This is a genomic window from Leptospira barantonii (genome assembly GCF_002811925.1).
GTDB classification, from domain to species: Bacteria; Spirochaetota; Leptospiria; order Leptospirales; family Leptospiraceae; genus Leptospira; species Leptospira barantonii.
The window spans coordinates 649,299-674,168 of the sequence record NZ_NPDS01000002.1 but is presented as its reverse complement, the minus strand read 5'-3'; the positions used below and the strand labels follow the sequence as shown (position 1 = coordinate 674,168).

Genomic DNA, 24,870 nt, shown 5'->3' with positions numbered 1-24,870 from the left:
TATAATTATTTTTGAAATAACAATTGTTCATTTTAATATTATAAACAGAATAGATTAGATTCTTTCGATTCACAATTCAACTGCACGATTGCGGAAGATTTGCGCAGTTGAAAGGATTTATAATTAAAATTGTTTGAACCTTCCCTTAACATTTTCTCATTCTTTTTAAAATATGAATATTCCCGAATTCATACCATCTTGAAAAAGTAAAAGAAGAGTATTGAGATAATGAGAGGATCTAATTATCGTAATTTACTTAGATTCCCGGAATACGAAGACATTCCACAAAATTTAATACTTTTCATAATAAAAAAACCAACTAAACCAAATATTTTAAAAACTGTAGAAACCAAAATCTTTCCGAAAGATATTTGATAATAAATTTAAAAGGCGCTTTTTCAAATTCTGTTTTAAATTCTATAGCGGGCTTTGTTTCTTGAAGTATTTTTAAATTATCAATTTTAGAATTAATCAATTCAATATTAATATCTTCTTTGGATTTCTCTTTACCTTTAATTACAGATTCTAATTTTTCTATTCTTTCTTCCAGTGCTCGATTCTTTTCTCGTTCTTCTTTATAAAGGCTATCCTTAAAAATCTTTATAGCTTCTATAACGCTTTCTCTCGAAGCTCGAAAAGTTTCTTTTTCATTTTTAAAATGATCCTCAATAATTAAAATAGCCGATCGCCAATCTTCTGGTGGCAAGCCGGCGTTTTCCGAAGCAATATTTTCTTCAAAAAGTCTAAATACACTATTCGCGCTTTCCATTTTAAAATAAGGAATACTCTCAACCACGTAACCCCAAGAGTGCGCAATAAATCTCGTATCTTTGAATCCCTCACCTTCGATCCACATTAGAAGTGTAATTTTATCTAATGACACGACACCAGAAAGTTCAGAATCAAATTTTGATTTCAATTCTCGCTTGTACCAAGACTGAAAATGAAAATCTGCAGTAATAACAGGGTACCGAAAATCATAAAAAGAATTAACTTTCTTGAATACTTCTCCTAAATATAATAAATTAATATCGTGATCTATTGATTCTTCATAAAAACTTCTATCATGCCTTTTGTCCGTTTTATAACGATCTAAACTAAATAGCAGCTTATCCCATTCAGAAAATTTTCCATGATTGTCCAACTTACTTGATTCATCAATTATTACTTTAAATTCTTTTAGTAAATTAGATATTGTTGCCTTGCCGTAATGCATCAAGTTGTAGGTTAGCTGTGCGTTTGCATTTTTAAAATACTTTATCTCATCATTTCTTTCTTTAATTAATAAATTTGATAACTCGTTAATAGTTTCAATTGAAATCACCAAAGAACAATTGAATTTATTTATATACTCAAATAACTCATGGACATATTGCTGCCTGGATTTTCCATTTATTCCTAAATAATAAGTTAATATATTAGTATCGATGATATAGCTTTTGTTTTCAATTTTTGAATTTCTATAATTAATAGCAGTAAAGTAAAGATAAACGAGAACAGTATACAGGAGTTTGTTTAAGCATTTAACTAATTCACTTGCCGGATCAACTTGATACGCATAAGAAATAAATTCTAATAATAGCTTTTCTCTTTTTGGAAGAGAGTTCCTCTTTTCTTTATTATTCTCGCTGTCAAGTATAAGATCATTTATTGAATCAAGAGCTTCCGTAAATTGGTCAAAAGTGCAACGATCAACACCATTGTTAAATAAATATTCGTTAAAAGATTTTATTACAGTCCCTACTACACTATCATATTCAGCAGTAAACTTTCCAAGTTCATGACTCAAAGCAAAAGTATCATTCTTACAAGTTAATATATCCTCTGAAAATTCTAAGGCGATAAATTCCTGAGATAAACTTGTTAATACCTTATCAAGTAAAGTTAAAGGTATATAGATTCCATATTTCTTTTTTATATTATTTTGAATTTTAAAATTTTTTTCTGATTTATTTACATAATCCAAAATGTATTTAAGAACAAAATACTTAAATACAATCGTTTCATTAACTTTATTAGTGTAACAAGTAGTGAGAAAGAAAAATTCTTTTTGGTTAAATGAAGTCATTATTCCCTATAATAAGCAAATTTAAAATCTATCTTTATTTCTTGTTTCGAGCGGATAACTTTCAAAACTAATTGCATCTTATCCATCTGAAATCTATCTATAAAACAATTGGTATATTAAAATTTACTGTTGTACTTTCAAGAATATTTTACTTGACCCCATTTCAATGTACTTATCATTTGTTTAGTACTTCGAAATGGGGGAACAATAATGCCAAGTAACACCGCCAAAATAATCCAGTTTGAAACTTTTACAAGAAAAGGAGATAAGAACTCTAAGAAACCAGCAATGGAGCCTATTGGATTCGCTAAAGGGCTAACCAATGAAACTATGCAGAATCTTCTCAATAGGTTCTCGAATCCAACAACAGAAGAAAATTATCGTAACCGCGCGCTCTTCCTCTTCATGTCGATCACTGGTCTTCGAGCTAAAGAAATCGTCAGTAGTAAATTCTCAGACCTACTTGAGGGTCCATCGAGCGAGACATTGCTTAAGTATAGGAAGAAAGGAGGGAATAGTAGCTTCGCTGTTTTACCGAAGTATTTAATCGAGAAAATCAGAGACTACCATTCAAAATTCCAGATCGAATCTGATTCCTTTTTTCATTCTTTACCTAAACGAAATCAAACTCAAAGATCTCCTCTTTCAAAGCGCGGATTGCAGTTCATTGTCTCTTCCTGGAATGTAAAAACATGCCAGGGTAGAAATGTTCACTGTCACGCTTTCAGACACACTGTTGGAATTCGGTTATTACAAGAAGCTGGTTCGATTGCGGCTCAGAAGGTTCTTGGACATTCTTCACCTATCACAACGAGTAAATTCTACACTCTACCTTACTTCGATGGCTCGGAATTCTTGAAAACGTGGGATTAAAGAGATTTTCTTTTGTAAAATATATTATTAACCTATGGATCAAACTGAGAATTCAAACAATACAATTTTATACTCGCTCGAAGAGGCGCTCGATGATGGAACATTATTCGACTTAAACGATTGCATCTATCATGAGATGGCTCAGATAATTTACAGGTATCCAGTCATGATAACCTGTGATCTTTTGGACTTCATCATCTCGGTAAACTATACTAAAGATCCGAATTTTAATTATCATGAGATCATCGGTGAAATCCTTACGAAGAGTCTATTCGGAAAAACTGAGTTCATAGAACCGGCAACCCAGAAATTCAAAGTTTGTTATGACTTTAGAGGGAAGACCTTAACTAAAGAACTCAAGATAAAAAGCCACCTCGGTTTATCCGGCGAACCAATAATCATTCTTTCGCTAACGCATGAGGAATTCGGATATTGATGATATTTACAAAAATCTTAATTCTTAACTAAAACTATCACTCATTATATTCTGTAACAACATATTTGAATTTCCGAACTAAATAAGTCTTTCTAATGTATTCAAATAACATAATCTTCGCTGAATTCATTTTTTTTAGTTTCAAATCTTAACAGAACTTTAATAAACAAAAAATAAAAATAATATACAATCGGGTTTCTTCGTAGATTATCACCATGTAAACCATGTGCAACGTTGTGCCTTAATTGAGCCCCATTCGGATCTACAAGCAGAGCTTTAAAGTCAAGAATCTCCGATTCGAAAAAATAATTTTTCATTTTTTGGTGATTTAATATTGAGTCTAAATTGTATTCCTTTTGAATATTAGTGCCAGATTCCTGATGAACGACCGAAACACCAGCCAGTCTTAAAAGATTTCTTAAAATATTTTCAAATAAAGGAACTCCTATGTAAGCAAATTTATGGAGTTCCGAATTCATTCCATAATACAATGCAGAAATAGCCAGTTCTTTCTGATCTTCAAAAATAATCGGAGATTTCTCCACAATAGAACTTAAAAATTCGCTATCGTAATAATTCAAAGTATTCATTTCAAAAATTGCAAGAGGAATTACATTTGCACCGTAATACCTTTGATTAAAAGAGTAAAATTCTATGAGATCAGCTTCAAATTCATTATTAGTATCGTTTCTTCTTCCATAAAAAGATTCCCCTGAAGCTGTAATTTTCGAACGGCCATCAAAAGATACTCTTCCAAATAAATTCGAAAATACTGTCCTATCTTTGCGACGTTTTATCTCTTTTAAAGCGATAATTTTCGAAGGAGGATCATATAGTTCAGTAAATGCTTGAATAGCTATCAAGCGATCAGAATGACCAACTTTTTGTCTAATTGCGGCTACTGAATCCGTTGCATCAACACTGTGCGTGAAAGTTACAAATTCATTGGATATGCCTACTTCTTGATATCGCATTAACCGATTATAGTAAGAATCTCTAATACTTTCATTAACTTTAAATTGATTTAATGAATCAATCGCGTCTCTAATAAATTTTGCGGCGATTAAATTTGATTTTCTGGCTTTAATCACTTGAACTGCGGACCGCTTTAATGATCTCGCTTTTAAGAGCGCGGACGTGCGGACCAATTTTTCTAAATTACTTTTTTTCGCCCCACGCGCGAGTAACTCATAATAGCGTTGTTCGCGATCATGCGCCTTTTCCTTAGCACTTAAAAAAGCTTTTTCTTTAACCAATTGAAAAAACTTATTAGGAATTTCTCTTTGAAATTCGCAGTATAACGATAACAAATTCCATTGCTTAAAGGATTCTTCAGCGGTCTTATCAATTTCAATAACTGTGAAAAGTTTATCGCAAATTTCGTTTACCTTTTCTAAATCCTTTAGCTTCGAAGCAATCGTTAATGCTCTTTTTAGTAAGTCAATGGAGTCCCAGGTCGTTTCTACTTCAAAGAATATTTTACAATAAGTGTCGATCGCTCTTTTAGCGGCTTGGTAATCCTTTTTAAAAATCCATTTAAAATCTTGAATTCTTGATAATAGTTCTAAATCAAATATAAATTCTTCTATTTTGAATAGTATTGAAAGGTTTTCCATTTCGCGAATCGGGTCAGAGTTCACAAAGGGATTTTCTATATTTTCTAAATTCATCCGAAAATTGAAAATCACTGCCACAAAATGAATGAATTCAAAATTACCTACTTTCAGACTGGTTTCATGCTCCAACGCTAATTTTTCTAATGCCTCCGCTTTCTTTCGATTCGAAATATTTAATTCTTCACTACATATTTCTAATTCGAATGATAAATTCTCAAGATTTACGGATAAAATTTTAATTATGTGCAAAACGGATTCTCTATAAACTTTATCTTTTATAACTAACTATTAGAATTCATAATATTCCAAGCCAACTTAGCTTCTTCTAAAATATTAAACTCTTCGGTCTGTAATTTACAAGATTTACAGACGATCCGAAAAAGCCACCCTCGATTAACGCCATCAAATCGCTTTTTAGTATCGATTCCAAACCAGTGGTTGCAATTTGGACAAGCCTTCAAATGAATATTACTTGAATAATATTTAGACATTCTAATAAACTTTTAAAGAATATATTATAATTCAATACCGTTTCTTCCTAAAGAACCCAACCCTTTCGTATTAAGATTCTTTCGTAGTAAAAGAAATTTTCAGTTACAATCCAATAAACATTATTCTTCTTCACAGTCACTTGCTTGCTATTGAGTTTAATCCCGATTATCCTACAGAATCTACTTACAAACCGAACCGGCTCTTTTTTGTAGATATCAGTAATTTTAAAAATAATCTCCGATATTTCGACTTCATTCGCAGAGATAAACTCAACTATACCCTCGAGATTTTCAGCGGCAAAATTTTCCGATGGTATCAATTTCCATATTTCCTTGTAAAGCCTTGCCCTTTTTATGCTGGAGGAAATTTGATCGGATTCCATTTGAGAATTCAGTATCAAATCAATGTTTTTCAAATTGTTTAAATCGCTCATCAACAAACCAAAATTCAAAAGGCATTCCTTGAAAGCTTCGACAGTCATTTTCGATCTGCAATAGAAATTCAGATCATCATGACTCTCTGCATTATTTTCATCAAAAGCTAATACACTCTTAATCTCGTATATGGCAAGGGACTCCATTTCTTCTATACTTGAAGGTTCCTTCCGTTTAATTGCTCGAAACTCTACATCAGAAATCTGTGTCCCACTTAAGATACGCTCGAATGATAACGTAGCAGTGAATGATTCATAGACCTTGTTAACCGTTGTTTTCTTATTTGGAACATAGAATTTAACTAAAGGAATATTTTCATAATTCAATTTATCTATAAATTTTACACGGTATCCACGACTTACCAATCCAACAACCAAATTGAAGTAAAAATTCGATAGGATTCTTTTTTTATAACCGTTCAAAAGAAAAGAGTTAATTATGAATGATAAAGTCCCGACCGGTTTCTTTGTAATGTTTTTACTGCTATACAACTCATTATAGATTTTATGATTCCGCATATAATCGCGCAATCCAACTCTAAAGTATTCTGAATAAACATTACCTTCAGTGAAAAAATCATCTATATCATTTTTAAATAACTTATCGGCACAAAACAAATGAAGTTCATCAAATTGGCGGAATCTATGAGCCATCTGAATCGCTTCGATGTGATCCATCTCTATTTTCGAATTCACTAAGAGGTAGTTGAATTTCGAGAACGGTAAGTTAAAATCAACTCCACTCGACAGAACAGGAGAATACAATACTGCATCATATTCTTCAAAAAGAAATTTGTTTTGAAGTAATGAAGATTGTTCTTCTTCGCTTATCGATTCTCTATCAAAATAAATTATTCGTTTGTTTTCGCCGAACCTATTGCTTAACCACGCCACGAGATTTTTGACTTTTTCTTTCGAAAAACTGGCTACAGATACTTTTTCGCCCTTTTCCAGCGCATTAACAAGATGTGAAATGATTAAATTTTCTTTATCGTAAAGGAACAAATCTCTGTCTTGATTTGGAAGGTGTTTATTAAAGATATAAACCAACTTTCGTATTTTCAGAACGTTCCGAATAAAACTCAAAGCAATTGGGGGAAAATCAGCAGAGAGAAATTTTCGCTCTTTCGAATTCGAAATTAAATACTGAAAACTTGCAAATATAAGCGTTTGCCTCTTTTCGCAAGTTTCACCGTGAATGTGGTTAACAAATTGATCGAATTCATCAATTACAATCATTCGATTCTTATAGCGATTCAGATCGAGCTTGAAAATTGAATTTATACAAATGACTATGTTTTCATCAACGTTTCTTAACTCAAAATCGGAAAGATCATTATAAAACAGAACGTTAACTCGCGCATTCCTTAGCCTAAACACAACTTCTTTAGCAAGTTGCTCTCTATGAGTAATGTAAATAAATTGATTCGAATGTAATAAGTTAATGATAAACTCAGTTTTCCCCGTTCCATGAGCGGAATGGATAATTGCATCTTTAGAAAAGTATAATTCGCCTATATTTAAATCCAAATATCTATTATCCATGACCACATTTGCGGAATCTGGAACCGGAAGCTCTTTAGGTCCATTCAATCTGCCATTTTCATAGTTTCTATGATTGAAATACTCCTGAAGACTCCATCCGTGCTTTTCAGCCTCAAGATATAATGAATTTATATCAACCCAGTATTCAGGAATTGCTAAACTCTCAAAAGTATCCGGGAATTGGTCTTGTAGATAAGGCCAAAGTAATTCCTTAACCACGTCTTCATCGAAGTGAAAGTAAATTGTGTTAATAATAAATGAATAAAGCTCCCTGCTCTCTTCATGCTCCGACATGAAAGGAGGAAAATAGTTTAAAGCGTGTTTGATTATCTCTTTTTGCTCGTTAGGATACTCAATACCAAATTGATTTTTTATAATATTCATCTCCTATTGGTTATCTGCTTTTGAAGTATTAAAACCTGAGAAAATTATTTAACTATAGTTAGTTTTTTATAATATTACATTACTTAGTGACTTAATGTTCAATTTATTGTCACATTTATACTACCATTATTATCCAAGCATTACTTAATTAATGCATTGCAACTATCAATCTTCTTACAATGACAACTACGAACGAGCTTTTAAATTTCAAATAATAACTAATAATGCATAACACCGGCGGCAAATATCGACCGCCAATAGGATATTAAAATGATTATAAAAACTGTGAACCCCGGAACACCTGAGGAATATGAGATTCATTTAAACGAAACAAATAGTGGACTAATATTATATCCAAAGCTGAAGACAAATCATCCAATAGCCGTAAAGGATTTCTTAGACCCAAAGCAAATATATGTCATTTTAGTCGAGTTAGATCGATTGGAACTAAACGAAATAGACTTCACTGAAGTTCAAAGTATTGCGGAAGCGTTGAAATCGCGAATAGAAGAAATAAGAAAATTTATACACAATGCAAGGAAAAAAGGATGGATACGGATATGCGGATATAAGGCTGAAATAGTATTTAGAGAAGTATTTGGAGTCAATATTCTAAATTAAGATCGGCGGAAGAGCTATTTGTCTTAAATCAAAGAATCTTAGATCAGTAGCTCATATTTTAACGAGAATCAACGTCAGACTGAAAGACTTGTTCAATAACCAGGATTTACAGTTGATCTTCATTTTTGATCTTCTCAATTAGCTCGGAAACATATTTCTCTATAAAAGTATCTGTTCATTCTTTATTCCAATAACGAAGTTCTAAATCAGAATTAGGAGTTCCAAACAGCTTTTTAACAGCATAATAGTTTCGCTCGTTACACTCTTGTTCATCCATCTTTCTTTCTAACTCAATTTCACTTCTAAATATAGGAAATCTTTCTGTGAATATATTTTAAAGAGCCTTAAGAAAGTTCAGAATGAATAACAGTCAAAGGTAAAAGTTAATAGTTCAGCAAACCATTAATAAGATAAGAACTTAGATAAACACTTCTCGTAAGGAAAGAAGATTAAAAGAGAATAGGAGTATGATTCTTTTATACTATAAGCTCTGTAAAGATCAGATAAAATTGTTCAGACAAGAACCATAAAAGAATGGTTCCTACAGATTTAACAACAATTTAGAAGTTCAAAGAAAGTAAGAGAGCCTTCAAAGAAACATTTTTTTATAGAATAATAAAGAAATTTTTTTTCAGTAAAGGATGTTGAAAGGATTTGAGGTTAGATAATAGAATATCTTTGTTAGAAAAAGTGAAGAAGTGCACTATTGTTATCGGAATCAGTGCCGAAGCGATTCCGAGTAGAAAAAAGAGTGAATTAGAAAATCGAAGTCATTTATTATATCCTTAGTTAAAGCAAATTAGACAACATCAAAAACTTTACTCTTAAATACTCACCACACTCAAATTAACTCATAAAATTAAAACTGAGAATCTTTTCGCATAAATAATGGAGAACATTAGCTTGGTTCCATATGCGTCTCTGCGTGCATCCTAAGAGAATACAGAGCAAGTTATTCCGAGTTACTACACTCTAACGAATTTCTCTGTTCTAAGTTAAAGAAATTTTTCTCGAATCCATTTCAAGAATATTCAAAAACATCTAACGCGTAAAAAAACCAGCGCATTCTTTTACTTTTTCGAACATTCAGCATCTTCCGTGGATAGAATAACTACATAACCATTACAAATGGAGAGAGTAGGAAATGGAAATTATATCAGAACTTTATGGCGCGAATATCTTTTCGGATGAAATTAGTAGCCGATTATCACTTATAAAGGATTCAGAATCAAACATTCCTGTCTTTAGCGATATTGATACTTATACCGGAATTGATACGATTCAGCTTTTAATACTCGAAACTAACTTACAAATCATAAATCCTTATATTTTTAATTTTAGATACGATAGGAAAAGTCGAGCTCTAATACTTGCTAAAGATGATTTGCGAATTATTAAAAGGAGATTCGATACCGCCTGTTATTATTACACTATTCAATTTTCTGTCTCCAGCATATTGCATGGGATAAATCTCAGTTCGAATACTCCGATTTATTACGAAAAATTAATTAAAATTCTCGATAGGAAATTCGAAAAATTAGGATTCAGAATAACTAATTGGAAAGATGTAAAGACATCAAGAGTCGATACTTTTCGAAATTTAATTCTCAAAATTGATTATGATGAATATTTTGAATTGTTCAGAGCTCTGAATTTTTTAAAAAGCGGAACAGAAAATAAAAATACTATTTATTATAAGAATAAAGAAACTGAAGCATGCATTTACGACAAAAGCGAACAAATGAATATAAAATCGATCGAAAATATATTGCGCGTGGAATTTAGAGCTTTTAAGACGAGGAAAGCAAAAAAGCTCTTTAAATCATTTAATCCTAATTTCAAAAATGATGATCTTGCCTATCTTTTTCATCTCGAAAACTTCGATGCTGATTCGTATTTTATTTCGCAGAGCAAGAAAATGTTCAAGCACCTGATAAATTTCTCCTTCATTCCGCAAACCGATAATCTGAAAGATGAGATTAAAAAATATCATTCAAAAAAAAGGAATTCTGAGAACAAAGCTAATCTTTCTCTAAAGCTTATTGATGCACACAAAGGCAAATATTTTGAACAATTTTTAATCGAAAATTTCGATGAAATTGTAAAACCGTCGAAAAGGAGCGGCTCATCTAAAAGTCGGAATTATCGTATCCGAAACCAAGCTAAAGAGCTTTTGATTATAGGTTTAGCAATCGAAGGATGTATAAAGCACGGTGATGGATTTATAAGAGATTTAATAGACGGCCTCTGCAATCCGAGAGACCGTCTTAATTGACTTGAGATTACTTGTATTTATCAACCGATGAAATTTCAAGTTGGACTGATGAAGCCTGCGAGTTCCATAATGAATTGGAAAACTTCATCCACATCCGTTTTCCTGGATCAACTTTTTTGTAAACAGTCTCCCAACCGTTATCCACGCTCGTCCCGCTTGGTGCAAAGTATTCGATGTGAAATTTGAAATCCTTCAGAGGAATCGAACACGGGTTATAAACCAAAGCGTTGAAGTAAGTTAAGTTATATTCGTCTTTAATCCAGTTAAAATTTTCAATCTTAACCGCTTTCTCTGGATTTCGATCACAACTATCGGCCAATGCTTCTTTATCGGCTTCCTTTATACTGACTTGTTTCTGTATCTCTGCTTCTTTCGCATCCTCAGCGGCTTTCTTCTCCTGAGCGATTTTGTTTAATCTCTCTTTTTCCCTTCGCTTTGCCAATTCTTCCAGGGTCACGCGCTCTATCTTAAATTCTTTACTGAATTTCTCGTAACTGCTCGGACGTTTCAGAACAACTTTAATCGAATTTTCTCCTAAAGCCAATGGAAAGTCGATACTCCATTTCACTCCGGCTCTTTCAACAGACTTCCCGTTGACCAAGACATCTCCTTCAGTATAGATCTCACCGGCGATTTTCAAAGAATCACTCACCGTCACTGGATTCTCATCGTAGTGAACACTATAGAAGTTAGAATCGATCATCTGAGGAAAAAGCGAGATCAGGAGAATAAGGATCGATACTATGTAAAGCGTTATCGGTCCATGCCGAAGAATTGCCGAGACGATCAGCAACGCAAGTGCAATCACCGATATTAAGAATCCAAGAAGAAACAAAGGAACAAACAGATTCTCGGTTGCTATGATTCTTACGAAAACGTTTCCGAGAAAAAGAAACGCGATTCCGATGAGTGCGAGAATTACAGTTTTTTTATAAAAAACAGATCCGGTTTTCACATGGGTGAGATAGCTATTGAACATAAGTGTATCCTATTATTTTTATTTGAAATTTATAATTGGAACCGTCCGGACTTTTCCCAGCCTAACACATCCCAACATTGTCTGCATCTTTCAGTACAATCTATAACTACTCTTCCAGTATTATCCGAACTAAATAATCTCTCTTTCATTTTCAGACAGGTGATTTGACAGCTGGAAGCAACAGGTATCGCATAATCTTTAGGATAATTTCTTATAGGTGAGTAAATTGAAATATTACCCATAAAGGATAGACATTGCCTTTTTTCTTTCTTACTTTCCACTTCTTGCGTTAACTGGTTTATTCGATCTTCTCTTTCAAGAATTCGATCAGCATTCTTCTGGATTGCTAAAAAACGTTTACTCTCAATTACACCAAATGCGCCTCCATCAGTTGAATAATTGAGCGAGGAACTCGCGTAGGAAGCTCCAGTAATCGAAACACGGTATGACATAGAATAATTTGAATTAAACTCGTCGTTTAATGGGACTTTAGCGACACAGTTGTTAATTTGAACTTTTCGAGTCTTGTCCCAACCGCCGATTCCATATTCAAATACTGCTTCACTGTTCTTGATATTACATTGAACGCTTGATTTCTTCTCAGTTGATTCTTCTGTTACAATCGAATCTCCTGTTCTAAAAATTGCGGGAATCCAATCAAAAACCAAAGCGATCGGAATCCAAAGACCAGCGGTAACAAAAGTTCCTAAACCTAACGAGGCGTAGTAGCTAACGCATTTTTCCTCTTCTCCAGAGTTCGTAAATTTATCACAAAGGGTTCCATTTTTATTTCTCAGAAGAGAAGTTGTCACTTTAACTTTCGTTTCATACTTTATCTCTTCCATTCGATTGATTGAGAATTCTAAAAAGTTACCAGTAGCATCGGGAGGAGAGATTACTAATTGTACGATCTCGGATGCGGTTCCGATCTGATTCTTTTGAATGGCGACTCGATCCTCTCTGTAGCCGAGACAGGAGATGAGAGAGAATGAAAGAAGGAAGATAAGGGCTTCGATTCGTTTACAGGTTTGGAAATATTTTGAATTCATAATAGTTTTCATTAAGGAATTAGAAAAAGGAAACCTCATCAAAATCGAATGAGGCGCTCAGGTTCAATTCACTCTTTGTCCTTTAAGATCTTGATCGATAACGATCTCGCGATCGCACGAAGAGAATTTAGCTAAATTAGTTGGAGGGTTGGTATCGCCAAAGACAATGAATTGATCGCAGGCACCCAATTCTACGCGTTCACCAGGATTCAGTTGTGTTCTTGTAACGAGCCTTTCCTGACCGTTATATACTGAAATGTAGAGAACCCTTCCAGAAAGGTTTCCGATACGGGGAAAGGAAAGAACTGGGACGGAAATTAGGAAAATTAAAAATATCAATAGTCTTTGAAGATTTTTCTTTAATAGGAATCTTGTTATATAACTCATTTTAACGCACCTTTTTAAGTGTTATATTTTATATCACTTTATATAGTGTGTTATCTATGTCAAATTGATTTAGAATCCATTATGTGGATTTTACAACCTTCAGACGCAAAGTTGGTCTTAGATTAAAGGAATTAAGACTTGAAAGAGAACTTTCACAGGAGGATTTAGATACTGGTGATGACGGTATTCCCTATCGGACTATTCAGAATATTGAAAGCGGACGCTCCAGCATCAATTTACGAACTATTTACAAGATTTCGAAAAAATTAAAAATTGATCCCAGAGAGTTATTCAACTTAGAGAAAGTTTCGATTCAACCAGCCAGAAAAAGGCCGCGTAAGAAATCTTTATTTAAAAGTAAGAAAAACACTTAATTTGAGATGCAATCGATTATGAAAATTTGTCACCCCATTTCAAAGAAAATGCTGAAGACAGATAACTTTTTGTACAATTAAATTATTGGCCAATGAATTAGTTCAAATTTTTGAGAAAGCTTTAATCCTACTACCGGATCTATCAATTTTATATAGTTAATCCTGCCTTTTAAGAAAGCTTTAAACGAGACAATATTTCTAAAATTAATTTTTTCACAGTGCGAAAGCGGTCCAAATTTTAAACAATAATAAAGGTGTTTTTTAACTTCCATAATATAACTTTTATTAACTTTAGGAAAGCCTTGATTGATATTCAATCCGGTTATTATTTTTCGCGCTCCAGGACTCAATATCTTGACTTTTTTATTATTAATTCTATATCCACCTATTGAAAGTAATTTACGTACATCTTTTAATAAGTTTAAAACTTTCATTCTATCTCCTTCAAAAGTCGAAAATATAAGATCATCAGAATATCTTGTATAAACGAATTCAGCGGAATTTGCTATACTAAATATTTCTCTATCTAAATCAGCAAAACATAAATTTGAAAGTAATGGGGATGATGGAGCACCCTGAGGTAGCGAACCTAAAATACGATCTGACTTATTTATAGACGATTTATTTTTCCACTTTTTCAATTTTTCTTTTGCTTTAATGTTTACTGGAATCGTCGTTAATCTTGCTAAATCAAAAGACATTATATTTGAATATCCCATTTTTTTAAAGATATGAAACACTTTGCGCTCAGTGGTATTTTCGAAAAAATTTTCTAAATCTATTTTTAAAACCCACCTTGCCATACAATGTCGCTCTGCATGCATTTTAATATTTCGTCCGCTTATATAAGCAAATGCACTATCGTCATAACTATTTTTAAGCAAAATATTATTATGAACCCATTTTTGAATAAGCCGCAACTCATCTTTAGGGATATGAATATGCCGCACTCCTCCAGAACGCTTTTTAATTGTAAAATGTTTATACGCATAGTATTTTCGGCTTACGATATCTTTGGATTTTACATATGAAACATTTATAATATTACATAGGTGTTTCAAGTTAAAGAGAATTGGTAAATTTTTGGAAGATAACTTTCTTACATAAATTGAAATTTTAATTTTATATAAAATAGAATTCGATTTAATAAGAGATTCTTTAATATATTTGAAGGGGCCCCCATTCAACATTTACTTTATCATCTCGAAGAGATTGATGACAAACGCGAGCTGCAAGACCTGCGAGCAATAGCGAGCGTTTGTTGTCGACTTTCCAACGGAGGCAATTTCAGTGCGATAATTACTAAAAACCGCTAATTGCCAATGGATCACTGTCCATTGTTCTCTAAACACGAATGGGAACCCCTTCAAATATATCAGGTAAATATATATCTTCAATGTATTGCTGTTCGCCAGCGATTTCATTGTTTACCTGAAAATTCTTATACTTCTTTAAAATTTGCCTTCCATATTTTGTTATAGTAAAGTCTGAATTTAATACACATTGCTTTTTCAATAACTTTATTAGGTATATCAATCTCCTTTGATTAGTAAAATATTGAGACGCATTTCCCTCGGAAACTCCTATTGAAGAAATTGAAAGTACAATTAAAATTTCTTTTTCAATATGTTTCAAAAATTTATTCTCAATTGCAGTTATCAATCTAAGAGCAAGCTTCGGCTGATTTAAATCGAATATGTTCTCAATAGATTGCTGTATCTGAAATTCTTTCTTAAATAGATACCGTAAATTCAATGGAATTCCTCTATTTTTAAACAATGGTTTAAAATTATTTTTATTACCTTTTGCCCAAAGCATAGAGGGAATATTATTAGGGCAACCATGTTCGAAAATATGATATCCTTTAGATTCCATAAACCCAATGCTTAAATTTGATCGATTTGTCAATCGACCAAATTTATTGGCAGTATAAGTTAATTCAGAATTGTAAATTTTGGACTTATTTAATGCAATTCTCGAACAATAAATATTTTCAGATTTAAATAAATTTGTATTTTCTAAAATCCTATTAATTCCGTTTGGATATCCAACTACAGAAAGCAGATAAAGATTAACGTATCCTAATGAACTCCAGGATTTTATAGATTTGTTTATTTTATTACGAGCATATTTTATTATGCTCTCGCCAGATGCAATTACATCATCGACAAAAACGATTGATTTATATCTTTGCGTTCTCATTTCTAATATACTTGGAGAAACCTTTATTTTGTCTGGAAATAATCTTTCTAAATTAGTCAGTATATAACCTATTTTTTCTCCACTCGAATATCTTACTTTGTCGCGATTGTTTTCAGGTCCCTTTGAAATTGGAAAGAATGCTATTTTTCCATTTATTTTAATCAGGTTATCTAATACTAAATTAGTCAGCTCTTCTTCAAACTCAATATTTGAAATAAATTCAACCTGACACAGAAATTTATATACGATCTTTCTATAGAAGTCCGGGAACTGATTTAAATATTCATTCATTGCCTTTAACTTCAATCCTTTTAATAACTGATTCTATTTACTACTTTTTTCAATATAACCCCATCCATTCTTCAGAAAAAATTATACTAATATAATTTTTTATTTTCTCGACGAGAAAAATAATAAATTAACTTAAGGATTTTTACTCATTTAGATTTTGGCATTTTCTATCATAGACTTTATAGCAATCAAATCAATTTCAGCAAGATCGAACCATTCTCTTACTATTCTTTTTCCAGAATATTCTTTATGAATTTTCTTTTCTAAAAGCCGGTAACCTTTTATTTTGCTTGAATAGATCATTTGACGTTGAAGTTTTAAGACTTTGAAATCCTGACTCAAGGTCTTTTGTCACTCCAATTTTATAATGTTTAGCATCAAACACTATATAAATGAATCCCTCGGCAGTGAGTTCTGGATCGGTATTATTAGCTCGCCTACGCTCTGCGTTCGTTCTATATATTTTATTTATAGTTTTATTGCGATCCGGGCCACTTAAACTTACAAGAGTATCATAGACTAAACTACACTTTACTTTAGATATTTCAAGATTGGTAAGAAAACTATCAAAATCCCAATCACTCTCCCCATTGATTAACTTTTCAAATGTAACCATTTCTTCCTTAGTTACAAATACATCAAATTCATCTATTAGCCCATTCTCAATATTAAATTCTCCACCGACAAAATTGATTCGGACTAAATAAATTAATTTCTTTAGTGTAAACCATTCTAATACAATATTCTTTCCTGTTTTTGCATAATATTCAATAGCAATTGACTGATCATAAGCAGGCATTCTAAATTTACGCATCGCATTAAATAATTCTTCTTTCTCTAATTCTTCAATACTATCTAATATCTCGAATAAATCCGAACGACTCAATTTTAATTTTCTCTCTTTATTCATTCTACTATTTTGCATTTATCTTTCCAAAATACCTTAAAATCATTTTTAAAGTTAAATTCCAACTTACAGATTGTTTATTAAAATATTCTCGATTGATCCTCACCCAACTTCTTTCCCATTCTGAATCAATTTCATCACTATCCGTCTTTGCAACCTCAAGGTTACGATTAACTCTTTTAATAGCTTGATACCAATAAGTAGTCTGATTTTTCTTGAATCTCTTATTTAATTTTTCAAAGGATTCCAAATCCGTAGTTACTAACGAAGAAACTTGCTGAAATTCATCGTAATCTGAAGAAGTTTTTCCGGACACTAAAGAATTGAATTCCTTTTCTATAGTCCCCTCTTTCTCTTTCCACTTATTAAAATACCTATCCGCGAATTTGAATAATTCAATTTCAACAGCTATTGAATCAATTCTCCCTAAATCATCCTTTTTTCGGCCCGTGCCTTTTCTTCTTTTTTGGTTAATTATGAATGTTATAAATTCTTTCTGAATATTCGCTACCGCGTCTGCCTTAGAACGGAAGCAGTCATTTTTTAAAGTTTGAATATATGAATTTTGCCTAAAAACGAAGTTATGAAAATTCGCGATTTTACTACAGATGATTCGATTAGGAAATTCTTTTCCTATTTTTTTTAATGGAATATCCATATTTCTTTCCCCAAGTATTTATGATGTCCACTGCGTAAGAAACAACATCATCCATTGTCTTATACCTTTTTAATTGCTTCAGCTCCTCTATCACTAAACATAGGTTTTCAAATTCATGTTCACCGCCTTTCATAATAGGAAGAATATGCGCTCCATTCACATTTCCGGCGGTTAAATTTCTACCAGTCACATAACATTTCTTATTCTGTTTCTTTAGAAGACTTTTAAAATGTTCCATCTTGAAACGGAACACTTCGGATTCTTCAAACTCGATATTTTCTTTTTTACTTTTCATTCTATCCTCTTTATACTTTTATCTTAAATTCTTTTGAATACAATAGATTAGGCAGATCTTGAATCGACTTCTTGATTCTTATCTTTCTTGTTTTCTCCCAGGTATTCGGAGAAGGATTATCAGTCATTGAAATGATACCTACTCTTTGCCATTTTCGAACAACGCGATACGCCGCAATTCGAGGGATATTGATTGTTTTAAGTAATGAATTCAGATCTAACCAATTTCCCTGACTCATTGAATTCCAAATTAGAAAAGCGTAGTTATTATATTTTCGCTCAAATTTCTTTTTGAAATACTTAGTGGATTTGCTCTTCCAGAATACGTCATTGATTCTTATTTCATTTAAAAGTTTAGAAAACCGCTTCTTTTGTAATTTATCTCTGTAAGTAATTTCAAAATTATCATTGAGATAATTTTCTTTCACCTTTCTTTGAGCAATAGTGAGGGGTTTGTATTTATGAGCAGAGAGTTTTTGCTTTAACCAGTCTTTTTGCTCTAAAACCGGGGAATATTTCTTCTGTATAATCCGCACATTCTTCCGAGTCTTCTCTTTCGCTTCTGAAGCAAGAGAAGGACTCTGGAGGACTGACTTGCGGCCTACTTTGACATCCTGAACAGGAGTAGATGAAGGTGATGAAGCACTCAAGCCACTACTCTCTCCAGCCTCAATTCCTCTCTCTTTCTTCACCGCACTCACAAGCTCTTCAGCACCAAAGGCTTTTAAGTTCTTGAAGAAACAAAATTCATTGAGATATAGCTGAGAATATTCAGGTCGAACATATCCGTACTCGGAGAAAGCCTGTTTAATCACTCTGTGATTCCCTTCAGCATACTGAATGTGAACTCCATCTTTACTCCATCGATTCCTCGCCCACTGATATCGTGAGTCCTTAGATCGCGCTGAGTGATTTACCATTCGATGGTTCTCATAAACTGATCCGAGCCACGTATAAGCACTGTCAGTAAACACTGGAGTTGAATGCGGAAGGTTTTTGAGGAAGAGCGGACCGAGAGTATTCATCTTCTGATCAGGAATTGAATCCAGAATTAACGCTCCATCACTCGTCGCAATTGTCTGAACTAACGTGCCAATTTGCTTGCCACCGAGTTTGTCGCTCATATAAATGGACGCTGTAGAACCGCCGTGTTTGTGCCTTCTGCGGCCTTTGTTGGCTCTCTGAGAGGCTGAGAACAGCACTAAGGTATCGGCGTTAACTTGTGTCTTACCCTTTAAAGCTTTCTTCATCGCCTTACCTGGAGTAGTCACATGATTAAAACTCTTATTCTTTCTCTTAAGTGAGTCCTCCAGGTAAGCTTTTGAGCTTAAGTCCGGAGCTTCTGGAAGTTGAAAATTTTGAAACTGTTGATTCAGCTTTTGGAATATTAGATTTCTGAATATGTCGCGTTGTTCGGTTGCGAACAACTGAACTCTTCTCTTTAACAGTAAGGCAGTCTTGTAAGACACCCCTACTTTTCTTTGAATCTCTGAAGCAGTTAGGACTTTCGGACTTCTGAGGTAAGCTTCATTCAATACATATCCAAATGTCCAGAGCGGTAGTTTAAAGTGATGCAAGGGAGTGAAGGAAAGCCTGGATGCTTGATGATGGCAGACTTCACAGCGAATCAAATACTCTCTTGTGCTTACTCGCTTCCGAAGTTGTATGTCACAGTCAGGACAGTATTTAGGGTAGAAGGTATCTAAGAAGTAATCAGTGAGTTCTGAGTAGTATTCCGTGTTGATCGGGATAGAAGAGTCAGGTGTTAAAGGTGATTTGTGTGGATTGGATAGAGAGAATCGTTAGGGATTTCTTGTTGATTTTCCGCACATCGGGATGAAAGTTTGCTTTCACAGCAAAAAGCAAACTTTCGCCGGTTGGATTTTGCATTTTCTCGATTTTCGCGACCTCGGCTACTTCAATCCCCTTCTTACTTTCTTCGTTCCTTAACCTGTTTCGCTCAACGAGCTTCTCAATTCCAAACGCTTTCAAGTTCTTGAAGAAACAATACTCATTTAGATACAGTTGGGAATATTCAGGTCTAATATATCCGTATTCGGAGAATGCTTGTTTAATGACTCTGTGGTTTCCTTCCGCGTATTGGATATGAACTCCGTCTCTACTCCATCTGTTCCTTGCCCATCTGTAACGCGAATCTTTTGACTTCGCTGAGTGATTCACCATCCGGTGATTTTTGTAAACGCCACTTAACCACGTATACGCACTGTCTGTGAATATAGGAGCTGTTTTCGGAATGTTCTTTAAGAATAACGGACCTAATGTATTCATCTTTTGATCCGGGACTGAATCTAAGATTAAAGCTCCTTCACTCGTAGCAATCGTATGCACTAACGTTCCGATCTGTTTACCGCCAAGTTTCTCACTCATGTAGATAGAAGCCGTACAACCGCCGTGTTTGTGCCGTTTACGGCCTTTATTCGCTCTCTGGGAGGCGGAGAACAATACAAGTGTATCTGCGTTTACTTGCTCTTTTCCTTTTAAAGCCTTTTTCAAAAGTTTTGCCGGTGTTCTTGGTTGAGCAGATTTCTTTTCTGAAACGTTAGTCTTACCATTTTCATTTGCAACTGGGAGGCGGAATTCTTGAAACGAACTCGCTAACTTTTCGTAGATTAAATCACGGAAGGATTCCTTTTGTTCACTTGCAAAGAGTTGAATACGGCGTTTCAATAACAATGCTGTCTTGTACGATACTCCAGTCTTTCTTTTAATCTCTGAAGCAGTTAAAACCTTAGGACTTCGCAAATATGCTTCTTCGAAAACGTAACCGAAGATCCACAGCGGAAGTTTGAAATGATGAAGCGGAGTATATGCAAGTCTTGAAGATTGATAATGGCAGATCTCACAACGAATCAAATACTCTCTCGTACTGATCTTTTTACGAAGTTGGATATTGCAGTTAGGACAGTGTTTCGGGTAAAACGTATCTAAGAATGTTTCGGTCAACTTTGTGTAATATTTTGTATTTACTGGAAGATCAGATTCACTCGTTAAATGCGATTTGTGTGGATTGGAGTGAGAGAATCGTTAGGGAATTACTCGAACTTTTCCCCAACAGACCATGATTCTCTGATATAATATCATGGCCGAGAACTCTGGCGTTTTTGAGAAACGAGAATTCGTTTAGATAGAGCGTCGAGTTCTCCGGCCTCAGATAGCAATCGTATGAACTAAGGTTCCAACCTGACATTCCCCCACATCCTCTCATTGACAAATGTCATCGAGTTCGACTTCAAAAAAGATGATACTGTAAAATCACAAATGGGATTCTAACCATGTTCCCGTCAATCTTCGAACGGAACAACCTCGAAGAAAAGAGAATCAAAGAACGTGTTGGATATTTTTGAAACGATCGATGACCGAGAAATTCTTTCCGTCTTTTCCAAAGGAAAAACGGAACGTTACAAAAAAGGAGAATTTCTTTTTCACGAGGGAGATATTCCCGATTCGTTGGATCTACTGACCGAGGGAAGAATTCAGATCTTTAAGTATGGCGGAAATTCGAACGAGATTACGATGAATTTCTTCACACCGATTGGTCTCATTGCCGAGCTCGCGATTCTTTCGGGAATTCCATATCCGGCGTCCGGAAGATTCATTGAGGATTCAACGGTGATTCGTCTTCCGTTTTCCTCATTCAAAGACGAAATCAAAAATAACATCGCACTGAATCGACTGCTCGTTCAGTCCCTATTTCAAAAATTACAAACCTTGAATATGACCATCAATCGAGGATTGACGATGGATTCTTTGCAAAGGGTTGCGCATTTTCTATATCATCTTCCACCCGAATTTCCCGTTCTGAGTCACGGTCAAATCGCGTCGATGTTGGTTTTGCGGGCGGAAACGTTTTCCAGAATTCTCAAACAACTCAAAGAAAAGCGGATCATCGATACGGAAAGAGGACAAATTAAAATCCTCAACAAGGAAGAGCTGAAACAATTTCTTTAAGACTTTTTGATACAGATCAAGGAAAAAAGAAAAGGATCGTGTATAGGATCGATTTATGAATTTTATTTTAAGTCTTAAAACGCATTTGTGGGCCAACGCGTTTCGTCCCTTCTTTCTCGGAGCGTCTTTGCACGCTTTATTCTCGGTTCTGTTTTGGGTTCTGATTCTTTTCTCTCAAATCAAACCTCCCGCTTTCGCAAGTCCGATCGCATTCCATTCTTATGAAATGGTATTCGGCTTCGCGCGCGCGGCTATACTCGGTTTTTTGTTCACCGCGGCGCAAAACTGGACCAAGACGATTTTAATTCGGGAACGATCCTTAATCGTTTTGTTTTCTCTTTGGTTTTTGGGAAGAATGTCTTGGATCGACGTCGATTTGGTATCGCGCACCGCATTCGTGGCAGATTTGTTATGCGACATCGTTGTTTTGTATCTTCTCGTCCCCGCTTTGACGAAAAAAGGACAAGAACACAACCGAGTCATCGCGATCAGTTACGCGCTCTTTTTATTGTATCATACTCTCGCCATCGGATCGATTTTGAATTTGATATCACCCGCACTTGTTCTACACTGGATTCATATCTCCGTCTTTTTAGTCTCCATTTTTCTCGTGATTATCGCGGGGAGAATTCTTCCCTTCTTTACATCCGTCGCCGTTGCGGGCGCACAACCTCGGAGGGTTCAATCCATCGAATCGTTCAGTCTTTACGGCGCGTTTCTTTTTATCGGAATCGAATCGATTCTTCCTTGGTTTCCCATTCTGAGCATAGCGACCGGAATCTTGGCTGTATGTTTTTCGTTTTTACAAATGGTTCGTTGGTTTCTATGGGAACCTTGGAAGTCTCGCCGAACACCGATTTTGTGGATTTTATTTCTGTCTTATCTTTGGATGAATCTTAGTTTTCTGGCTTACGGTCTTTCTCATTTTGGATTTTTTCCGATTTCTTCCGCGTTTCATCTTTTGACGGTCGGCGCGATCGGAGGTTTTATTTATGGAATGATCACAAGGGTTTCTTTGGGGCATACTGGACGTCCGATTCGAGCATCCTTAGCGGTCGTATTCGGTTATTATTGTATAACGTTTGCGACCATTGTAAGAGTTGTATTTCCGTTTTTGGACTGTGCTCAGATGGGGTATGCAGTCTCCGGCATTTTATGGATCGTCGCGTTTTCGATAATTACATTCAAGTATTCGAATATTTTAATAGGACCGAGGGCCGATTCTCACCGTACTTAAAAATTTATCTCAAAAGTTTCATATAAAAATCGGCGAGAGCATCCGGAAGGTAAGAAGGATTCGGAAGAATCCGATACGAACTATGCCCCAACATAGAAGGAAGATATTGTTTGGCCTGTTTGTCGATCGCGAGCGCGTAAAAACCTATATTCCGTTTTTCGCATTCTCGAATCGCCTGTTTTACGTCTTCGATTCCGTATCGTCCTTCGTATCGATCGTAGTCGTTCGGTTTTCCGTCCGATAAAAGGAGAATCCATCGTTTGGAACTTTTTTCCTTTTCGATTTGGCTCAGCGCGTGTCGGATCGCGGGACCGATTCTCGTGTAGCCGCTCGCTTGAACGGTTCCGATTTTATTTCTCGCCTTCTCCCAAACGTCGTCAAATTTTTTGATCGTAACGTAATCGCAGTGGTTTCTTGTTCTCGAAGAAAAACAATCCATCTGAAACCGATCTCCGAATTCGGAACAAAGCTGACCGAATAGCGCTAATGAGATTTTTTCCACGTCCAAAATCCGTTCGTTGTCCGTAAAAGAATCCGTTGACAAACTCGTATCCGTCAAAACCAAAATCGAAACTTCGCGAAACGTTTTTCTTTTGGAAAGATAGATCCTTTCGGACGGACTTCGATCGGATAGAATATCGGTAAAATAGTCAACGATCGAATCCAGGTCCAATTCTTCCCCCTCTAACTGTCGTTTGACGATCGATCTTTCGTTGACAAATCGATTGAACCTAGAACGAAGAATGTTCAAAACGGATCGGTATTTCGATACGACCTTGGAATAAAAAGTTGAATCTTCCGAAACGATTTCCTTTGGAAAAACCTTACAATATCCTTTTCTGTATTTTTTTTTGCCGAAGTCCCATTCGTCGTAAGGAATCGACTCTTCTTCGGAACGAGAATCTTTTGTTTCCGGAAGCACAGAGCCGAAGGAAAATTCTGTTTTATAGATCGAATGTGTGGGCTCGTCGGAGCGGACGGTGTTTCGCAGATCCAATTCTTGAAGGGCTTCTTTTTGTTCTTCCAGTTCATCGGAGCCGTCAAAGTCCCTCCAATTCCCGTTGAATTCTTCGATCGTATCCACTTTTTCGAAATGATGTTGTAATGTGTAGTCTTCCTTTGATTTTTGATCCACCTGGATCGGATTGATTTTTTCCCGAGCGACTCCTTCCACTTCCGTTTGGATCGAATCCTTTTGATTAAGATATTCGTTTGGACTCGTAGAATCTCTTTGATAAAGAATTTCTTTCGGTCCGGACATCCACAACCCGTGCAACAAGGAGAGATTTTCCTCATATTCCGAAGACCGAATATTCTTTTTTTGAAATTCAATTTCTATTTCGATCACCGAGTTTACGAGTTCGGCGGAATCCGGATACTGCTTCGATATGTTTTTCAAAACCAAGCCGTAGGTTTCCTTCGCCTTTTGCAAAGACAGACTTCTGCCCGGATCGACCCCGTCTTCCCAGTTGAGATTCAAACGTTTCTGTTCGGTCAGATATAAAATTCTAAAAATATAATATTCTAAATTTTTGTTTTTATCCGGCGCGTGAGAGTAAACCTCTGGAAGAAAAAACCGATCCCTTTGGTATCCACCTTCTTTTTCCGCGGTGAGAATTTCTATGTTGGTTCCGGTGAGAGCCTTTGCAAGAATCGAAAGCCGATCCTTGATTTCGGAAAGAAAAACGGAATTCTCCCTTGATTTAGAATCGTCCCTTGCTTCGATTCGATTCCGAACGAATCGATAGAGATGTTTGAAGGTAAATTCTTCCCAACTCAT

The 24,870-nt window shown here is 34.8% G+C and carries 21 protein-coding genes; 7 read left to right on the top strand and 14 right to left on the bottom strand.

What is annotated here, in order from left to right; translation table 11 throughout:
• Positions 1-319: 319 nt before the first annotated feature.
• Positions 320-2,068, bottom strand: coding sequence for a hypothetical protein (locus CH367_RS07880; RefSeq protein WP_100761920.1), 1,749 nt, complete (start codon positions 2,066-2,068; stop codon positions 320-322).
• Between the two features lie 210 nt (positions 2,069-2,278).
• Between CH367_RS07880 and CH367_RS07875 the strand changes: the two genes are divergently transcribed.
• Together CH367_RS07875 and CH367_RS07870 are read left to right on the top strand one after the other, a co-directional pair.
• Complete coding sequence (locus tag CH367_RS07875; protein WP_100761919.1) at positions 2,279-2,941, top strand: tyrosine-type recombinase/integrase; 663 nt, start codon at positions 2,279-2,281, stop codon at positions 2,939-2,941.
• Positions 2,942-3,077: 136 nt separating this feature from the next.
• Positions 3,078-3,377, top strand: a complete 300-nt coding sequence (locus CH367_RS07870; RefSeq protein ID WP_244284503.1) for a hypothetical protein — start codon at positions 3,078-3,080, stop codon at positions 3,375-3,377.
• A gap of 101 nt (positions 3,378-3,478) precedes the next feature.
• Here CH367_RS07870 and CH367_RS07865 read toward each other — a convergent pair whose 3' ends face one another.
• On the bottom strand, positions 3,479-5,242 hold the full coding sequence (locus CH367_RS07865; RefSeq protein ID WP_100761917.1) for a DUF4209 domain-containing protein: 1,764 nt from the start codon (positions 5,240-5,242) through the stop codon (positions 3,479-3,481).
• Positions 5,243-5,531: 289 nt separating this feature from the next.
• Complete coding sequence (locus tag CH367_RS07855) at positions 5,532-7,847, bottom strand: plasmid replication protein, CyRepA1 family (protein ID WP_100761915.1); 2,316 nt, start codon at positions 7,845-7,847, stop codon at positions 5,532-5,534.
• Between the two features lie 270 nt (positions 7,848-8,117).
• Between CH367_RS07855 and CH367_RS07850 the strand changes: the two genes are divergently transcribed.
• Both CH367_RS07850 and CH367_RS07845 read left to right on the top strand, forming a co-directional pair.
• Positions 8,118-8,468 carry a hypothetical protein gene (locus CH367_RS07850; protein ID WP_100761914.1) on the top strand — a complete coding sequence of 117 codons (351 nt, stop codon included), beginning with the start codon at positions 8,118-8,120 and terminating at the stop codon, positions 8,466-8,468.
• A 1,144-nt stretch (positions 8,469-9,612) separates the two neighbouring features.
• Positions 9,613-10,743 carry a hypothetical protein gene (locus CH367_RS07845; protein WP_100761913.1) on the top strand — a complete coding sequence of 377 codons (1,131 nt, stop codon included), beginning with the start codon at positions 9,613-9,615 and terminating at the stop codon, positions 10,741-10,743.
• A 7-nt stretch (positions 10,744-10,750) separates the two neighbouring features.
• On the opposite strand, the gene CH367_RS07840 is transcribed toward CH367_RS07845, so the two are convergent.
• Both CH367_RS07840 and CH367_RS07835 read right to left on the bottom strand, forming a co-directional pair.
• The gene (locus CH367_RS07840; RefSeq protein WP_100761912.1) at positions 10,751-11,722 is read right to left on the bottom strand and encodes a hypothetical protein; all 972 of its coding nucleotides are present in this window, start codon (positions 11,720-11,722) and stop codon (positions 10,751-10,753) included.
• Positions 11,723-11,751: 29 nt separating this feature from the next.
• Entirely contained in the window at positions 11,752-12,771 is a 1,020-nt protein-coding gene (locus CH367_RS07835; protein WP_125226103.1) for a hypothetical protein, read from the bottom strand.
• Between the two features lie 470 nt (positions 12,772-13,241).
• On the opposite strand from CH367_RS07835, the gene CH367_RS07825 reads away from it, so the two are divergent.
• A complete protein-coding gene (locus CH367_RS07825; protein WP_100761909.1) occupies positions 13,242-13,532 on the top strand; it encodes a helix-turn-helix transcriptional regulator in 291 nt (96 codons plus the stop codon).
• Between the two features lie 77 nt (positions 13,533-13,609).
• On the opposite strand, the gene CH367_RS07820 is transcribed toward CH367_RS07825, so the two are convergent.
• The 8 genes from CH367_RS07820 to CH367_RS07790 all read right to left on the bottom strand — a co-directional run bounded on the left by CH367_RS07820 (position 13,610) and on the right by CH367_RS07790 (position 20,758).
• Positions 13,610-14,722, bottom strand: a complete 1,113-nt coding sequence (locus CH367_RS07820; RefSeq protein WP_244284502.1) for a reverse transcriptase family protein — start codon at positions 14,720-14,722, stop codon at positions 13,610-13,612.
• A gap of 154 nt (positions 14,723-14,876) precedes the next feature.
• The gene (locus tag CH367_RS07815) at positions 14,877-16,025 is read right to left on the bottom strand and encodes a phosphoribosyltransferase-like protein (protein ID WP_100762091.1); all 1,149 of its coding nucleotides are present in this window, start codon (positions 16,023-16,025) and stop codon (positions 14,877-14,879) included.
• A gap of 150 nt (positions 16,026-16,175) precedes the next feature.
• Positions 16,176-16,328 carry a GIY-YIG nuclease family protein gene (locus tag CH367_RS21150; protein ID WP_125226102.1) on the bottom strand — a complete coding sequence of 51 codons (153 nt, stop codon included), beginning with the start codon at positions 16,326-16,328 and terminating at the stop codon, positions 16,176-16,178.
• The gene (locus CH367_RS07810) at positions 16,273-16,950 is read right to left on the bottom strand and encodes a hypothetical protein (RefSeq protein WP_100761908.1); all 678 of its coding nucleotides are present in this window, start codon (positions 16,948-16,950) and stop codon (positions 16,273-16,275) included. Before CH367_RS07810 ends, CH367_RS21150 begins: the two co-directional genes overlap by 56 nt.
• The gene (locus CH367_RS07805; RefSeq protein WP_100761907.1) at positions 16,940-17,590 is read right to left on the bottom strand and encodes a hypothetical protein; all 651 of its coding nucleotides are present in this window, start codon (positions 17,588-17,590) and stop codon (positions 16,940-16,942) included. Before CH367_RS07805 ends, CH367_RS07810 begins: the two co-directional genes overlap by 11 nt.
• On the bottom strand, positions 17,550-17,885 hold the full coding sequence (locus CH367_RS07800; protein WP_100761906.1) for an HNH endonuclease: 336 nt from the start codon (positions 17,883-17,885) through the stop codon (positions 17,550-17,552). The genes CH367_RS07805 and CH367_RS07800 overlap by 41 nt, the downstream gene beginning before the upstream one ends.
• A 10-nt stretch (positions 17,886-17,895) precedes the next feature.
• Positions 17,896-19,311 carry a transposase gene (locus tag CH367_RS20975; protein WP_244284501.1) on the bottom strand — a complete coding sequence of 472 codons (1,416 nt, stop codon included), beginning with the start codon at positions 19,309-19,311 and terminating at the stop codon, positions 17,896-17,898.
• A 331-nt stretch (positions 19,312-19,642) separates the two neighbouring features.
• Entirely contained in the window at positions 19,643-20,758 is a 1,116-nt protein-coding gene (locus CH367_RS07790; RefSeq protein ID WP_244284500.1) for a transposase, read from the bottom strand.
• A 474-nt stretch (positions 20,759-21,232) separates the two neighbouring features.
• Between CH367_RS07790 and CH367_RS07780 the strand changes: the two genes are divergently transcribed.
• Together CH367_RS07780 and CH367_RS07775 are read left to right on the top strand one after the other, a co-directional pair.
• A complete protein-coding gene (locus tag CH367_RS07780) occupies positions 21,233-21,853 on the top strand; it encodes a Crp/Fnr family transcriptional regulator (RefSeq protein ID WP_100761904.1) in 621 nt (206 codons plus the stop codon).
• 55 nt (positions 21,854-21,908) lie between these two features.
• Positions 21,909-23,090, top strand: coding sequence for an NnrS family protein (locus CH367_RS07775; protein WP_100761903.1), 1,182 nt, complete (start codon positions 21,909-21,911; stop codon positions 23,088-23,090).
• A gap of 4 nt (positions 23,091-23,094) precedes the next feature.
• On the opposite strand, the gene CH367_RS07770 is transcribed toward CH367_RS07775, so the two are convergent.
• On the bottom strand, positions 23,095-24,870 hold the full coding sequence (locus tag CH367_RS07770) for a nitric oxide reductase activation protein NorD (RefSeq protein WP_100761902.1): 1,776 nt from the start codon (positions 24,868-24,870) through the stop codon (positions 23,095-23,097).

Excerpts from the sequence above, each read along its gene's own strand:
- CH367_RS07880 (WP_100761920.1), bottom strand. The coding sequence starts at position 2,068 with ATGACTTCATTTAACCAAAAAGAATTTTTCTTTCTCACTACTTGTTAC.
- CH367_RS07875 (WP_100761919.1), top strand. The coding sequence starts at position 2,279 with ATGCCAAGTAACACCGCCAAAATAATCCAGTTTGAAACTTTTACAAGA.
- CH367_RS07870 (WP_244284503.1), top strand. The coding sequence starts at position 3,078 with ATGGCTCAGATAATTTACAGGTATCCAGTCATGATAACCTGTGATCTT.
- CH367_RS07855 (WP_100761915.1), bottom strand. The coding sequence starts at position 7,847 with ATGAATATTATAAAAAATCAATTTGGTATTGAGTATCCTAACGAGCAA.
- CH367_RS07850 (WP_100761914.1), top strand. The coding sequence starts at position 8,118 with ATGATTATAAAAACTGTGAACCCCGGAACACCTGAGGAATATGAGATT.
- CH367_RS07845 (WP_100761913.1), top strand. The coding sequence starts at position 9,613 with ATGGAAATTATATCAGAACTTTATGGCGCGAATATCTTTTCGGATGAA.
- CH367_RS07840 (WP_100761912.1), bottom strand. The coding sequence starts at position 11,722 with ATGTTCAATAGCTATCTCACCCATGTGAAAACCGGATCTGTTTTTTAT.
- CH367_RS07835 (WP_125226103.1), bottom strand. The coding sequence starts at position 12,771 with ATGAATTCAAAATATTTCCAAACCTGTAAACGAATCGAAGCCCTTATC.
- CH367_RS07820 (WP_244284502.1), bottom strand. The coding sequence starts at position 14,722 with ATGTTGAATGGGGGCCCCTTCAAATATATTAAAGAATCTCTTATTAAA.
- CH367_RS07815 (WP_100762091.1), bottom strand. The coding sequence starts at position 16,025 with ATGAATGAATATTTAAATCAGTTCCCGGACTTCTATAGAAAGATCGTA.
- CH367_RS21150 (WP_125226102.1), bottom strand. The coding sequence starts at position 16,328 with ATGATCTATTCAAGCAAAATAAAAGGTTACCGGCTTTTAGAAAAGAAA.
- CH367_RS07810 (WP_100761908.1), bottom strand. The coding sequence starts at position 16,950 with ATGCAAAATAGTAGAATGAATAAAGAGAGAAAATTAAAATTGAGTCGT.
- CH367_RS07805 (WP_100761907.1), bottom strand. The coding sequence starts at position 17,590 with ATGGATATTCCATTAAAAAAAATAGGAAAAGAATTTCCTAATCGAATC.
- CH367_RS07800 (WP_100761906.1), bottom strand. The coding sequence starts at position 17,885 with ATGAAAAGTAAAAAAGAAAATATCGAGTTTGAAGAATCCGAAGTGTTC.
- CH367_RS07775 (WP_100761903.1), top strand. The coding sequence starts at position 21,909 with ATGAATTTTATTTTAAGTCTTAAAACGCATTTGTGGGCCAACGCGTTT.
- CH367_RS07770 (WP_100761902.1), bottom strand. The coding sequence starts at position 24,870 with ATGAGTTGGGAAGAATTTACCTTCAAACATCTCTATCGATTCGTTCGG.